The sequence below is a fragment of the Amycolatopsis sp. lyj-84 genome (assembly GCF_046549075.1).
Lineage (GTDB): Bacteria > Actinomycetota > Actinomycetes > Mycobacteriales > Pseudonocardiaceae > Amycolatopsis.
Genome location: NZ_JAJPWO010000002.1, coordinates 597,714 through 610,717, shown reverse-complemented (window position 1 = coordinate 610,717; position 13,004 = coordinate 597,714). Strand labels below are relative to the sequence as shown.

The 13,004-nt window shown below is 68.9% G+C and carries 12 protein-coding genes; 7 read left to right on the top strand and 5 right to left on the bottom strand.

Annotation, left to right across the window (positions count from 1 at the left end):
* Positions 1–169 precede the first annotated feature (169 nt).
* The gene (locus ACLJRM_RS07910; RefSeq protein ID WP_101611321.1) at positions 170–808 is read right to left on the bottom strand and encodes an HNH endonuclease family protein; all 639 of its coding nucleotides are present in this window, start codon (positions 806–808) and stop codon (positions 170–172) included.
* A 186-nt stretch (positions 809–994) separates the two neighbouring features.
* Entirely contained in the window at positions 995–1,675 is a 681-nt protein-coding gene (locus ACLJRM_RS07905) for a hypothetical protein (protein ID WP_233223039.1), read from the bottom strand.
* 54 nt (positions 1,676–1,729) lie between these two features.
* Between ACLJRM_RS07905 and ACLJRM_RS07900 the strand changes: the two genes are divergently transcribed.
* Complete coding sequence (locus ACLJRM_RS07900) at positions 1,730–3,016, top strand: adenylosuccinate synthase (RefSeq protein WP_101611320.1); 1,287 nt, start codon at positions 1,730–1,732, stop codon at positions 3,014–3,016.
* 82 nt (positions 3,017–3,098) lie between these two features.
* Here ACLJRM_RS07900 and ACLJRM_RS07895 read toward each other — a convergent pair whose 3' ends face one another.
* Positions 3,099–3,593, bottom strand: a complete 495-nt coding sequence (locus ACLJRM_RS07895) for an OsmC family protein (protein ID WP_101611319.1) — start codon at positions 3,591–3,593, stop codon at positions 3,099–3,101.
* A 122-nt stretch (positions 3,594–3,715) separates the two neighbouring features.
* On the opposite strand from ACLJRM_RS07895, the gene ACLJRM_RS07890 reads away from it, so the two are divergent.
* Entirely contained in the window at positions 3,716–4,651 is a 936-nt protein-coding gene (locus ACLJRM_RS07890) for an LLM class F420-dependent oxidoreductase (RefSeq protein WP_410662657.1), read from the top strand.
* Positions 4,652–4,732: 81 nt separating this feature from the next.
* Positions 4,733–5,950: an MFS transporter gene (locus ACLJRM_RS07885; protein WP_101611318.1), complete on the top strand. Its 1,218-nt coding sequence runs from the start codon at positions 4,733–4,735 to the stop codon at positions 5,948–5,950.
* Here ACLJRM_RS07885 and ACLJRM_RS07880 read toward each other — a convergent pair.
* Together ACLJRM_RS07880 and ACLJRM_RS07875 are read right to left on the bottom strand one after the other, a co-directional pair.
* Positions 5,934–7,472: an amino acid permease gene (locus tag ACLJRM_RS07880; protein ID WP_101611317.1), complete on the bottom strand. Its 1,539-nt coding sequence runs from the start codon at positions 7,470–7,472 to the stop codon at positions 5,934–5,936. The genes ACLJRM_RS07885 and ACLJRM_RS07880 overlap by 17 nt on opposite strands.
* A gap of 174 nt (positions 7,473–7,646) precedes the next feature.
* Positions 7,647–8,765 carry a glycerophosphodiester phosphodiesterase gene (locus tag ACLJRM_RS07875; protein WP_410601343.1) on the bottom strand — a complete coding sequence of 373 codons (1,119 nt, stop codon included), beginning with the start codon at positions 8,763–8,765 and terminating at the stop codon, positions 7,647–7,649.
* 176 nt (positions 8,766–8,941) lie between these two features.
* Between ACLJRM_RS07875 and purD the strand changes: the two genes are divergently transcribed.
* The 4 genes from purD to ACLJRM_RS07855 all read left to right on the top strand — a co-directional run bounded on the left by purD (position 8,942) and on the right by ACLJRM_RS07855 (position 13,002).
* Complete coding sequence (gene purD / locus ACLJRM_RS07870) at positions 8,942–10,204, top strand: phosphoribosylamine--glycine ligase (RefSeq protein WP_101611315.1); 1,263 nt, start codon at positions 8,942–8,944, stop codon at positions 10,202–10,204.
* A 132-nt stretch (positions 10,205–10,336) separates the two neighbouring features.
* On the top strand, positions 10,337–10,723 hold the full coding sequence (locus ACLJRM_RS07865; RefSeq protein ID WP_020632344.1) for a type VII secretion target: 387 nt from the start codon (positions 10,337–10,339) through the stop codon (positions 10,721–10,723).
* A complete protein-coding gene (locus tag ACLJRM_RS07860) occupies positions 10,674–11,315 on the top strand; it encodes a DUF3558 domain-containing protein (protein WP_410662656.1) in 642 nt (213 codons plus the stop codon). The genes ACLJRM_RS07865 and ACLJRM_RS07860 overlap by 50 nt, the downstream gene beginning before the upstream one ends.
* A gap of 10 nt (positions 11,316–11,325) precedes the next feature.
* Positions 11,326–13,002 (top strand): PPE domain-containing protein, encoded by a 1,677-nt coding sequence (locus tag ACLJRM_RS07855; RefSeq protein ID WP_101611313.1) that lies wholly within the window; start codon positions 11,326–11,328, stop codon positions 13,000–13,002.
* The last annotated feature ends 2 nt before the right edge of the window (positions 13,003–13,004 follow it).

Below are 13,004 nucleotides of genomic sequence, written 5' to 3'. Positions count from 1 at the left end.
GCGCCGACCCGATTCACGCTAATCACGCACCTTGAGGGCGGCCCACATGCTGAGCGCCACTCCCAGCCTGCGAAACCTCCCAAGACCCCGCTTGACAGCCAGGGAAGTACATGAAGGCCCCCATCCTTGCGCCTGAGTACAGGATGGGGGCCTTCATGTACTCGGGTGGTCAGCAGCGGTTGAGCATGTCCGTCAGCGCGGTCTTCTCGGCCGACTTGATGGTGAGCTTGTACTTGGCCTTCACCGTGGTCCACATTTTCGCGTAGGTGCACCAGTAACCGGTGGACGGCGGCTTCCAGGCGTCCGGCGACTTGTCGCCCTTCTCCTGGTTGACGTTGTCGGTCACGGCGATCAGCTGCGGCGCGCTGAGGTCGTTCGCGAACGCCTGCCGCTGCGCGGTGGTCCACGACGACGCCCCGGTGCGCCACGCGGCCGAAAGCGGCACGACGTGGTCGATGTCCACATCGGACGCCGCGGTCCAGGTGGCGTCGTCGTACGGACTGAACCAGCTGCCGGAGACCGCGGCGCAACTGCCGTCCTGCTGCACGTTCGTGCCGTCCCGCTTCAGTACGACCTCGCGGGTGTTGCAGCTGTTGCCCTGGTCGGACCAATGCGGGAATTTCTCGCGGCTGTACCCGCTCGACGAACCGTCCGGTTGGACGGTCAGCGAGGCGAGCTGGGTCTTGGCGGTCGCTGTCGACGGGATGCCAGGGGGTGTCGCTTCGGCGACGCCGACGACTCCGGCCGAGACGATCGCCGAGACGGCGAGAACGGTGAAGGAGCGACGAACAGCAAGCGCAGTTGGCATATTGCTGCCTCCATGTCAGGTGTGGGGACCAAGTCACCTTGCGACACGGATATGGCCTGCGCAACACCATCGGGTGACACTCTGCTGGCCATTCGTGAACAGAGGGTGTCGCGAGCAGGCAGGACTCGGTGTACACCCGCCGAAAAAGTTTCGGAAAGTCCAGCGGATCGTTCTGGGCCGAACGGCCTACAGCAGCCCGCGGACCAGCCGGAGGTCCTCGGTGTGCCGGTACCAGGTCCACTTGCTCATCGCACGCGGGTGGACGACGCCGTCGCTGCTCGGCCGGGTCGGGATGCAGCCGAGCTGGAACGCCCGCGCGTGCTGCGTCGACGGCCGTTTGAACAGAGTCCCCTTGGTCACCCGGACCATCAGCCCGGGGCCGCTCGTGTCCGGCTCGACCTCGATCGAGCGGGCGGGCCCGCGCAGCACGGTGTGCTCGTCGCAGTAGGCCACCCCGCGCACCATGCCGACCACGCCGCGGCCGACGAGCACGCCGCCGGTGTCGTCGCGGATCAGCGGCACCGGGTCGACCTCGCCGCGCAACGCGAGCGCGAGGGCGCGCAACGGCTGGGTCGGCAGGTCCCAGATGCGGGCGACGTCCGAGGCGGGGGAGGCGGGCACGAAGCCGAGCGACACGCCGGAGAGCTGTTCTTTTCGTAACAGCCGAAGCGCGACGGCCGCGAGGTCGGCGTCGGTGCCCGCGACCACCAGGTGATCGTGTTCCCCCAGCAAGGGGTCGATATCCGCCTTGCCGGGGCGGCTCGGGACGCGCACCATTTCGACGTCGTCGATCTCCGGGAGTGTGGGCTCGCCCTCTGGACAGACCACCACTATTCCGCGCACCCGAAGGCCCTCCGTTACGCTCATGCACCGGCATTTACCAGCGCCAAACCACAAGTCGCCGAACACCTGGAGTGTCACATGCCGGCCATCGTGCTGATCGGGGCCCAATGGGGGGACGAGGGCAAGGGCAAGGCCACCGACCTGCTCGGCGACCGCGTCCAGTGGATCGTGCGTTACCAAGGCGGTAACAACGCGGGCCACACCGTAGTCCTTCCCGACGGGCAGAACTTCGCACTGCACCTGATCCCGTCGGGGATCCTCACGCCGGGCGTCACCAACGTCATCGGCAACGGCGTCGTGATCGACCCGGGCGTGCTCCTCGACGAGCTCGCCGGGCTCGAGGAACGCGACGTCGACACCAGCAAGTTGCTGATCTCCGCCGACGCGCATTTGATCATGCCGTACCACGTGGAGATCGATAAGGTCACCGAGCGTTACCTCGGCAGCCGCAAGATCGGCACCACCGGCCGCGGCATCGGCCCCTGCTACCAGGACAAGATCGCCCGCGTCGGCGTCCGCGTGCAGGACCTGCTGGACGAGAAGATCTTCCGGCAGAAGGTCGAGTCGGCCCTGGAGTTCAAGAACCAGGTGCTGGTGAAGGTCTACAACCGCAAGGCGCTCGACGCCGACCAGGTCGCCGACGAGGTGCTGGCCGCGGGCGAGAAGTTCGCGCACCGCATCGCCGACACGCGCCTGCAGCTCAACCAGGCCCTCGAACGCGGCGAGATCGTGCTGCTCGAAGGCTCGCAGGGCACCCTGCTCGACGTCGACCACGGCACCTACCCGTTCGTGACGTCGTCGAACCCGACGTCCGGCGGCGCGAGCGCGGGTTCGGGCATCGGCCCGGGCAAGATCACCACCGTGCTGGGCATCCTCAAGGCCTACACGACCCGCGTCGGCTCCGGCCCGTTCCCGACCGAGCTGGACGACGAGTCCGGCGAGTACCTGCGCAAGCAGGGCGGCGAGTTCGGCGTCACCACCGGCCGCTCGCGGCGCACCGGCTGGTTCGACGCCGTCATCGCGCGCTACGCGGTGCGGGTCAACGGCATCACCGACTACTTCCTCACCAAGCTGGACGTGCTGTCCGGGCTGGAGAAGGTGCCGGTGTGCGTCGGCTACGAGGTCGACGGGTTCCGCACCTACGACATGCCGATGACGCAGACCGACGTGCACCACGCGCTGCCGATCTACGAAGAGCTGCCGGGCTGGTTCGAGGACATCTCGGGCTGCCGCACCTTCGAAGAGCTCCCGGCGAACGCGCGGGCGTACGTCGAGCGGCTCGAGGAGCTTTCGGGCGCGCGGATCTCGGCGATCGGCGTCGGCCCGGGCCGGGAGCAGACGATCGTGCGCCACGAGTTCGTCTGACCGGTCCTCTGAGTGCCCTCAAGCGCGCTATGAAAGTCCCCTTCATTGCGAAATTTGCAATGAAGGGGACTTTCATAGCGTCTCAGGCGAGCGAGGTCTTGACGGGAGTCTCGTTCCGGAACAGGTCCAGCACCGGGCAGTGCTCGTCCACCTGCCGCTTCAGGTCCTCGTAGGCTTCCGCTCCCGCAGGCCCGCTCAGCTCGACCGAAACGCGCACGTCCCCGAAGCCCGGCCGGGTCGACGAGAACCCGAAGAAGCCGTGCAGGTCGATGTCGCCGTCCACGGTCACCTTCACGCCTTCGAGCGGCACACCGAGCTTCGCCGCCCAGAACTGGTAAGTGATCACCTGGCACGAGCCCAGCGCGGCGAGCGCGTATTCGACCGGGTTGGCCGCGGTGTCGCCCCCGCCGAGCGCCGCGGGCTCGTCGACGGTGAACGCGTGGTCGCGCACCCGCACGTCCACCTGTGTCGCCGTTCCGGGGTTCAGCGCGTTGGCGACGCTGAACGAGACGGCGGCGTTGCGCGGGTCGGCGTCGACGGCGGTCTTGGTTCCTTCGATGACATCGGTCAGCGACATCGGGTCTCTCCAGGATCGAGGTGTCGGACGTCGCCCAGGGTGCGGCAACGCGCGAAACCGCGCGCGTGATCTCAGCTGGTGAACGGCGAAATATCCTTTCGGCACCGTGGTTGGCGTTGAACATGACCATCGGAGTGGCACTCCCGTCCGGGGACACCGCGAACGCCGTCAACATCGTCGACGAACTCGTCACGCAGACCCAGCAGGCCGCCGACGCCGGGCTGACGTCCGCCTGGTTCTCCCAGCAGATGGAGCACGACGCGATCACCGTCGCCGCCCTCGCGGGCCGCGCCGTGCCGGGGATCACCGTCGGGACCGGCGTCGTCCCGATCTATCCGCGACATCCGCTGCTGATCACCGGCCTCGCGCAGACGGCGCAGGCCGCCACCGGCGGCCGGTTCGCGCTCGGCCTCGGAACCGGCGCGAAGAACTGGCTCGAACCGGCGTACGGCATCGAGTACCCGTCGCCGATCAAGCACCTGCGCGAGTACCTCACGATCCTCCGGCAAGTGCTCGAAGGCGCCGAAGTCGACTTCGAGGGTGAGACGGTCAGCGCGCACGCCAAGGGCTTCGCGGCTTCGCTCTCGGTCGCGGGATCTTCGGACATCCCGCTGATCATCGCCGCGATGGGACGGCAGGCGCTGCGCGTCACCGGCGAACTCGCCGACGGCACGATTCCGTTCCTCGCCGGGCCGAAGGCGCTCTCGGAGCTGATCGTCCCGGAGATCACCAAGGCGGCTGCGGGACGTCCGGCGCCGCGGGTCATCGCGATGGTCCCGGTCGTCGTGACCGATGAGCCCGACGCCATCCGCGCCATCGTCGACAGGCAGTACGCGTTCTTCCGCGACATCCCGTCCTACCGCGCGGTCTTCGACGCCCAGGGGGTGGATTCCGCCGGGGAGCTGGTGATCGCCGGGGACGAAGAGACCGTCGCCGCCGAGATCCGCCGGTACTTCGACGCCGGGGCGACCGAGGTCGTCGCGACCCAGAGCGGCATCCGCAACTCCGAGGAGCGGCTCCGCACCTGGCGTGTCCTGGGGAATCTCGTGAAGAGCTGACATCCAGGGGTCCAGTGGCCTTGCTCACAGCGTTCGTATTGTGCATACTCGTGCGCATAGCGAACACAGCTGGAGGTCCCCATGTCCCCTGTCGCGGCCCGTTCGTGGGTGGTACCGCTCGCCTGGACGGCGGTCCTGCTCGACGGATTCGACCTGGTCGTCCTGGGTACGGTGCTGCCCGCACTGCTCCGTGACCACGTCTGGGGGCTGACGCCGGGCACGGCCTCGGTCATCTCGACGTTCGGCCTGATCGGCATGATGATCGGCGCGATGGCGATCGGCACGATCACCGATGTCATCGGCCGCCGGAAGGCGCTGATCATCGCGGTCGCGGCCTTCTCCGTGTGCACCGCGCTCTGCGCGATCGCGCCCTCGGCGTTCTTCTTCGGGCTGTTCCGCTTCCTCGCCGGGCTCGGCCTGGGCGGTTGTCTCCCGACGGCGATCGCGCTGGTCACCGAGTACGCCCGCAAGGAAAAGGGCGGCAGCGCGACCACCACGGTGATGACCGGCTACCACGTCGGAGCGGTGCTCACGGCGCTCTTGGGGATCTGGCTGATCCAGCCGCTCGGCTGGCGCGCGATGTTCGTCGCCGGCGCGCTGCCCGCGCTCGTGCTGGTGCCGCTGATGATCAAGTACCTGCCGGAGTCCGAGTCGTTCGAGCGAGTGCGGGAGACCCAGGAGAAGTCGGCGACGCAGGTGGTCGGCGGGTTGTTCCGCGGCGGGCTGCTGCGGGCCACCATCGCGTTCTGGGTGACGTCGTTCATGGGCCTGCTGCTGGTCTACGGGCTCAACACCTGGCTGCCGGAGATCATGCGCCAGGCCGGGTATCCGCTGGGCGCGGCGCTCGGACTGCTGCTCACGCTGAACCTCGGCGGCGTGGTCGGCCTGCTCATCGCGGGGCGGGTGGCGGACAAGGTCGGCGTGCGCCCGTCGGTGATCGCCTGGTTCCTCGGCGCGGGGGTGTTCCTGGCGCTGCTGAGCGTGAAGCTGCCCGCGGCCGGTCTGTACGTGGCCGTGTTCCTCACCGGCGGATTCGTGTTCAGCGCGCAGGTGCTCGTGTACGCGTACATCGGCAAGACGTATCCGGACGCGATGCGCGCCACCGGGATCGGCTGGGCGGCGGGCGTCGGCCGTATCGGCGCGATCTGCGGGCCGATCCTCGGCGGCGCGCTGCTGAGCGCCGGGATCGCGTACCCGTGGGGCTTCTACGCCTTCGCCGCCGTGGGTGTCCTGGGTGCGGCCGCGGTGACCGGAGTTCGCGCCGGCCGCACCCGGGAGGCCGTCAGCCGAGTTCCTTGAGTTCCTTCTCCACGGCGGCGAGCTCCGCCTCCGAACCCTGCACCTTGGGGCCGGTGAACCACTTGCGTGCCGAGGCGAACCACCACACGGCCGCACCACCGAGGACGACGAGGAAGGCGATCGGCGTGTAGTTGAAACTGTCGATGGTGATCGGCGAGCCCTGCGGGAGCATGAACAGCACGAAGATGAAGCACACCCAGACGGTCGCGATGGTCCCGACGAGCTTGCCCCAGCGGCCGAGGTTCCACGGTCCGGGTTCGAAGTCGTCGCCCTTGCGCACCCGCAGGAACACCGGGATCACGTAGGCCACGTAAAGGCCGACGACCGCGATCGAGGTCACCGCCGCGTAGGCGGTCGCGCTCCACAGATACGGCAGGGCGAGCAGGAGCGCGCCGCCAGCGGCCAGCCACACCGCGTTGGTCGGTGTCTGGGTGCGCTTGTTGATGCGGTGCCAGAAGCTCGAACCCGGGATCGCGCCGTCGCGGGCGAAGGCGTAGATCATCCGCGAGTTCGCGGTCACCGACGCCATCCCGCAGAACAGCTGCGCGCCGATGCAGATCAGCAAGAGGAACTTGCCGGTCGTCGCACCGGTCGCGTCGATGAAGATCTGCGCGGGCGGCACCCCGGTCTCGGAACCGGCGGCGCCCTCGTAGTCCTGGATGGCGAAGGTGAGGCCGATGAGCAGGATCCAGCCCGCTACCAGGGAGACGAGGATCGAGTTGACGATCCCGCGAGGCCCGGCCTTCGCCGCGTTCTTGGTCTCTTCGGTCATATGGGCCGAGGCGTCGTAGCCGGTGAGTGTGTACTGCGCGAGCAGCAGGCCCAGTAAGAAGACGTAGACCGGTGACGCCCAGCCCGTGTTGTTCACGAACTCGCCGAAGACGAACGACGCGTCCTGGTGCTTCTCGGGCACGATGACCAGCACCCCGACGATGACCAGCACACCCGCGAGATGCCACCACACGCTGACGGTGTTCAGCAGCGCCACGATCTTGACGCCGAAGGTGTTCAGCAGGCCGTGGACCACCAGGATGATCGCCAGCAGCAGGATCGTGTTGCCCGGCGTCGCCTCGAAGCCGAATTGCAGGTCGAGGAAGGCGTTGAGGAACAGCGCCGCGCCGAAGTCGATGCCCGCGGTGACCGCGATCTGCCCGATGAGGTTGAACCAGCCGGTGAACCACGCCCACGCCGCGCCGTTGCGCGGGGCGAGCTTCGCGGCCCAGTAGTAGAGCCCGCCCGCGGTCGGATAGCTGGAGCAGACCTCGGCCATGCCCAGCCCGACCAGGATGACGAACAGCCCGACCAGCGGCCAGCCCCAGATCATCGCGGCGGGACCGCCGGTCTTCATGCCGAACCCGTAGAGGGTCAGGCAGCCGGAGAGGATCGAGATGATCGTGAACGAGACCGCGAAGTTGGAGAAGGTCGACATCGTGCGCCGGAGTTCCTGCGCGTAGCCGAGTTGGTGGAGCCGGGCACTGTCTTCGTCGGCGGGTTCGGCGGCACGGGCGTCTGAGACATCCATCGGGCACCCACTTAAAAGGTATGCGGACAGACCATTGAGATCCGCCGAAATTAGGCCCGCCGACCTGCGCATGTCAAGGTCCCGTCAAGAAACCCATCCCCCCGGACGCTAGGAAAGGCCCGTTCCTTGCAAATTTTGCAAGGAACGGGCCTTTCCTAGCGCTTCAGGTGAGGCTCAGCGCCCCCGGAACGCCTTCACGGCCTCCAGCGCCGTGTCCGGGTGGTCGGCGAAGTACCCGTCGACACCCGCCTTGAGGAACGCCTCCTGCTCGGCGAACGCGTCGCCGTACTCGGCGAGGTTCGCCGACGAGCGCAGGTTCTGCGGGAGGAAGTTGTTCTCGTTGCGGAACGTGTACGGCCCGACCTTCAGCCCGGCCTGGTGCGCGTCGGCGACGAGTTTGGTCGGCGCGCCCAGCGCCCCGTTCACCACCGGGATGACCTGCGCCTTCTCCGGCCCCAGGTAGTCCGCGTACTTCGAGATCTCCTTCAGGCCCGCCGGGGTGACGAGGTCGGCGTACGTCCGCGGGTCGCCCTTCGCGACGAAGTCGGCCGGAGCGCCGGTCGCCGAGGTCAGCTGCAGCAGCGGCACCCGGACCTGACGCGAAAGCGCGATCAGGTTCGACACCTCGAACGACTGGATGATCACCGGCGCCTTCGGGTGGTTGAGCCCGTTGCGCTTGAGCAGTTCGACCAGCTTCGGCTCGGTCGGGTTCTTGATCGAAGAGAAGTACGTCGAGTGCTTGATCTCCGGGTAGGTCCCCAGCTCACGGCGCAGTTCGCGGCCCAGCCGGCGCGTCAGGTCGAGCACCTCCTGGTAGGTGGCGATCCGGTACCGGCCGTCGTAGATCTTGTTGTTCGGCCGCAGCTGCGGGATCCGCTCGGTCGCGCGCAGCGTCTTCAGCTCGGCGAGGGTGAAGTCCTCGGTGAACCAGCCGGTGAACGAAGCGCCGTCGATGACCTTGGTCGTCTTCCGGTTCGCGAACTCGGGGTGCTTCGCGACATCGGTGGTCCCGCCGATCTCGTTCTCGTGCCGGGCGACCAGCTGGCCGTCCTTGGTGGGCACGAGGTCGACGTCGACCCAGTCGACGCCCTGGCGGTAGGCGAGCTCATACGAGGCGAGCGTGTGCTCCGGGCGGTAGCCCGGCGCGCCGCGGTGTCCGACGATCACCGGCCCATCGTGACCCCTGGCCTGTGCCGACACATCTTGGGCACCCGGCTCGGCGGCGCCGGCCAGCCCTGTGACGCTGAGTACGGCGAGACCGGACAGGGCGAGCACGCCCAGGCGCTTTCGCATGGTGGGTAACCTCTTTCGCTTGAACTCGGGGTACCGCGCCACCCTTGACGCAGGAGGCGTCCGGACGGCGAAGACGGACCGGCGGAGCGCTGACCGCCGGGTGAACGCCGGATGGAACCACCCGCTCGAGGACGGCGACGTGTTCGGGGCTCACCGGCACGGTTACCCTGTGCGTCGTGCGCGTACTGGTAATCGGGTCCGGCGCCCGTGAGCATGCACTTGTCCTCGCGGTCGCGGAAGACCCTTCCGTCACCGCACTGGCCTGTGCCCCGGGCAACGCCGGCACCTCTTCGGTGGCCGAGCAGCTCGGTGTCGACGCGGCCGATCCCGAATCGGTCTCCGCCCTGGCCAAGCAGTGGCAGGCGGACCTGGTCGTGGTCGGTCCCGAGGTCCCGCTGGTGGCGGGTGTCGCCGACGCGGTCCGGAAGGCGGGCATCGCCTGCTTCGGCCCGTCCGCGTCCGCGGCCAGGATCGAGGGCTCGAAGGCGTTCGCGAAGGACGTCATGGCCGTCGCGAAGGTGCCGACAGCGCACTGTGAGGTCGTCGACAACCCAGCTCGCCTGGACGCCGCGCTCAGCCGCTTCGGCCCCACCTGGGTGGTCAAGGACGACGGCCTCGCCGCGGGCAAGGGCGTCGTGGTCACCACGGACGTCGACGTCGCGCGCAAGCACGCCCTCATGCTGCTCGACGGCGGGCACCCCGTGCTCCTGGAGTCCTTTTTGGACGGCCCGGAGGCCTCTCTCTTCTGCTTCGTCGACGGCCGCACGGTCGTCCCGATGCTGCCCGCGCAGGACTTCAAGCGCGTCGGCGACGGCGACGCCGGTCCGAACACCGGCGGCATGGGTGCGTACGCGCCGTTGCCGTGGGCGCCGAAGGACCTGGTCGACGACGTCGTCGAGCGGATCGTCCAGCCCGTGGTCGACGAACTCGACAACCGCGGCGCCACCTTCTCCGGCCTGCTCTACGCCGGTCTCGCGCTGACTTCCGAAGGCCCGCAGGTCATCGAGTTCAACTGCCGCTTCGGTGACCCGGAGACCCAGGTCGTCCTGGCGCTGCTGCGCAGCCCGCTCGGCCAGGTCCTCCACGCGACGGCGACCGGCAAGCTCGCCGACCTGCCGCCGCTGGACTGGGACTCGGGCGCGGCGGTCACCGTCGTGCTCGCCGCCGACGGCTACCCCGGCAAGCCGAGGACCGGTGACGTCATCACCGGTGGCGAGATCGAAGGCGTGCTCCACGCCGGGACCCGCCGCCGCGACGACGGCGCCGTGGTCTCCTCCGGCGGCCGCGTGCTGTCGGTCGTCGGCACCGGCAAGAACCTGAAGGCCGCCCGCAAGGACGCCTACGCGACGGTCGAGAAGGTCCACCTGGCCGGCTCGCACCACCGCACCGACATCGCCCTGCTCGCCGCCAAAGGAGAGATCGCCACCCCGGTCTCCTGAATTCGGGCGGAACCGTCCCGGTCCTGGGTACGTCTAACCCGGTATTTCCTGTGAAGCTTAGGCGCTCGATACATCGGCGTTGGTAGCCTCGACGGGGCGAACGGTCACCGTCCGTATTCCAAGGGGTGGGGAATGGCAGCATCGGGCAAGATCCAGGACCTCACGTCGGCGGTCCCGACGCCGCCGTCGGTGGCCGACATCAGAGTGGATCCGTCGAAGCTGCTCGAAGTGGCGAAGATAGTCGAAGAGCAGGTCGACGCGCTGCAGGACAAGCTTCTGACCCGGCTGGACCAGCTGCGCATCGACACCCCGGCCAACGACACCGTGAGCGTGCACTCGACCAGTGTCTGGAACGAGCTGGTGGCCGACGGCGACCAGTCGTACGCCGCGCAGGTCAAGGCCTACGTGGCCGGTCTGCGAGGCCTGGTCAACCAGCTCCGCACGGCGGCCAAGGAGTACAAGACCAGTGATGCGGACAAGGCCGCCGCGTTCGGGGACCGTGGTGTACACCGGGCGTAGGCCTCGCGTGCTGGTCTCCGGTGGGGTGCTCACCCTCGTGCTGGCCGGATGCGCCACGGACACGGGTGGGCAGGCTTTCCCCAACGAACCGGCGCTGGCTTCGGCCACGCAGGGCGCCAAGGCGTCCGCGCTGCCCGCCAGGCCAGCCGAACTGAGCTTGCAGGGTGTCGATCCGTGCGCCCTGGTCACCACGCCGCAGCTCGACCAGCTCAAGATCAACAGCAAGCCGCGCGCGGCCGCGGAACCGATCGACGGCCCGACCTGTGTCTTCGACGCGGACGCCGCGGAACCCTTCCACACCTACTACGTCCGCACGATCACCGCGGACGTCGAAGAGTGGTTCACGGGCAAGCGCCGCAAGAACAGCATGACGACGGAACCGAAGGCGGTCGGCGGGTTTCCCGCCGTCACGAGCTACCGCGACGCCGGGAAACCGGGCGATTGCGAAACACTCGTCGGTGTCGCCCGGGGACAGACGCTGGCGGTGCGGGCCGTCACCGTCACCGCCGGCGCGTTCACCATGCCGCAACTGTGCGAGATGTCCGCGCAGGCGGCCGATCTGGCTTTGCAGACCTTGAAAGCACGCAACTAGGGAGGGCGCCGTGAACGTTTCCGACCTCGCGGGCAAGCTCCGCGATCTCCGGTTCGACGGCTACACCGACACCGGGATCGCGACCGAGATCGAGCGCTTCCGCAGCGGCGACGGCACCGGCAGCATCGGCATCGCCGTCGACGCGCTGAAGTCCGTCGCGTCCGCGCTCGCCGACACCGACAAGACGCTGCGCGACGAGCTGGGCAAGCTCGGCGTGGAATGGCAGAGCGAGGCGGGTGGCGCCGCCGGTCAGGTGTTCACCGAGCAGGCGGGCTTCTCCCAGGACGCGAACTCGAAGGTCTCGCACTCCGCGGAGATGATCTTCGCCCAGGGTGAGGCCTTCAACCGGACGCTGCACAAGCTTCCCGACCCGGAAGTGGTCCGGAAGGGCGCGGGCGGCTTGACCCTCGGCGACGTCGTGCTGAGCCTCATCGGGTTCGAGACCGACCACGCCAAGAGCGTCAGCGCCGCGAACAACGCGCGGGCGCAGGCGCAAGAGGCGTTGAACGACTACGCCAAGACGAGCGGCGAGAACCTGCTGACGACCGACACGCTGGCCGATCCGCAGACGATGAACCTGACCCAGAACACGATCGCCGCCGGAACGGGCGGCGGTTCGGGCACGCTCGACCTCGCGGGCACGGCCACGGATCTGACCCCGGACGGCAGCGTGCGGCCCGCGTCGGCCGCCGTCGAGTCGAAGTACGTGCCGCCGGTCGTGCAGCCCGTCGGCAACCCGAAGTCGCCGTCTTACGACGCGCCGACCCCGGCCTACGGTGTCGCCGTCGGCAACCCTCCGGCCCGGAAGACCGGCTCCTCGGTGCCTCATGGCGGTGCCACGGCCCCCGCGGCCGCCGCCCCGACCACGCCGTCCGGCACTTCGAGGCCCGCGCCCGCCCCGGGCAGCGGCTGGGTGACGCCGAACCGGCCCTCCCCGCAGCCCGAACCGGGCAGGCCGTCGTACCCGATCACCGGCTCGCCCGCCTCGCCGCCGTTCATCCCGCCGGGTGCGCCGAACCTGCCTCCCGGCTCCACGAACGTCCCGCCGGGCCAGTCCACCGGAAGCCTGCCGCCGGGCAACAGCTCGACGTCCTCGCTGCCGCCGGGCAAATCGTTCGGCACCGGCCCCGGTATCGACGGCGCCCTCGGCAAGGGCCCCGGCTCCAGCTCCGGTCCCGGCGTCTTCGGTGTCGGCGGTGGCCAGGGTGGCGGAGACCAGGCCCTCGGCAAGGGCCGTTCGGTCGGCGCCGGACCGCAGGCGCCGCTGGCCGCGGGTAACGAATCCGGCCGCGGCTTCCCCGCCGTCCCGAAGATCACCGGCCCGGCCGCGGGCGACCTGGGCGCCGGTGCGGCCGCGCTCGGCGCCGGTGTCGCGGGTGGTGCGCTGAGCGGCGACAAGGAACGTGACCGCCGCTCTCGTCAGGAAGGCGGCGGCGTCGTGAAGCCGACCCGTCAGCTGCCGATCGGCGAGCTTCCCGAAGAGGAGGCCATGCGGCGCTCGGAGAAGATCGGCGCGAAGCAGCCGAAGACCGAGTCGAAGTTCATGGAGCGCGCGGCCACTCAGGACGTCGAAGAGGACGCCGAGCACATCAGGCGTTACGGCGTCGACGACAAGGACCTGTTCACCGACGAGCGCATGGTGTCGCCCGACGTGATCGGTGACCACGGCAACCGGGAAGCGCGCTGAAC

What these genes read in the sequence shown, in the direction of transcription:
- ACLJRM_RS07910 (WP_101611321.1), bottom strand. Translation starts at nt 808, where the DNA reads ATGCCAACTGCGCTTGCTGTTCGTCGCTCCTTCACCGTTCTCGCCGTC.
- ACLJRM_RS07905 (WP_233223039.1), bottom strand. Translation starts at nt 1,675, where the DNA reads ATGAGCGTAACGGAGGGCCTTCGGGTGCGCGGAATAGTGGTGGTCTGT.
- ACLJRM_RS07900 (WP_101611320.1), top strand. Translation starts at nt 1,730, where the DNA reads ATGCCGGCCATCGTGCTGATCGGGGCCCAATGGGGGGACGAGGGCAAG.
- ACLJRM_RS07895 (WP_101611319.1), bottom strand. Translation starts at nt 3,593, where the DNA reads ATGTCGCTGACCGATGTCATCGAAGGAACCAAGACCGCCGTCGACGCC.
- ACLJRM_RS07890 (WP_410662657.1), top strand. Translation starts at nt 3,716, where the DNA reads ATGACCATCGGAGTGGCACTCCCGTCCGGGGACACCGCGAACGCCGTC.
- ACLJRM_RS07885 (WP_101611318.1), top strand. Translation starts at nt 4,733, where the DNA reads ATGTCCCCTGTCGCGGCCCGTTCGTGGGTGGTACCGCTCGCCTGGACG.
- ACLJRM_RS07880 (WP_101611317.1), bottom strand. Translation starts at nt 7,472, where the DNA reads ATGGATGTCTCAGACGCCCGTGCCGCCGAACCCGCCGACGAAGACAGT.
- ACLJRM_RS07875 (WP_410601343.1), bottom strand. Translation starts at nt 8,765, where the DNA reads ATGCGAAAGCGCCTGGGCGTGCTCGCCCTGTCCGGTCTCGCCGTACTC.
- ACLJRM_RS07865 (WP_020632344.1), top strand. Translation starts at nt 10,337, where the DNA reads ATGGCAGCATCGGGCAAGATCCAGGACCTCACGTCGGCGGTCCCGACG.
- ACLJRM_RS07860 (WP_410662656.1), top strand. Translation starts at nt 10,674, where the DNA reads ATGCGGACAAGGCCGCCGCGTTCGGGGACCGTGGTGTACACCGGGCGT.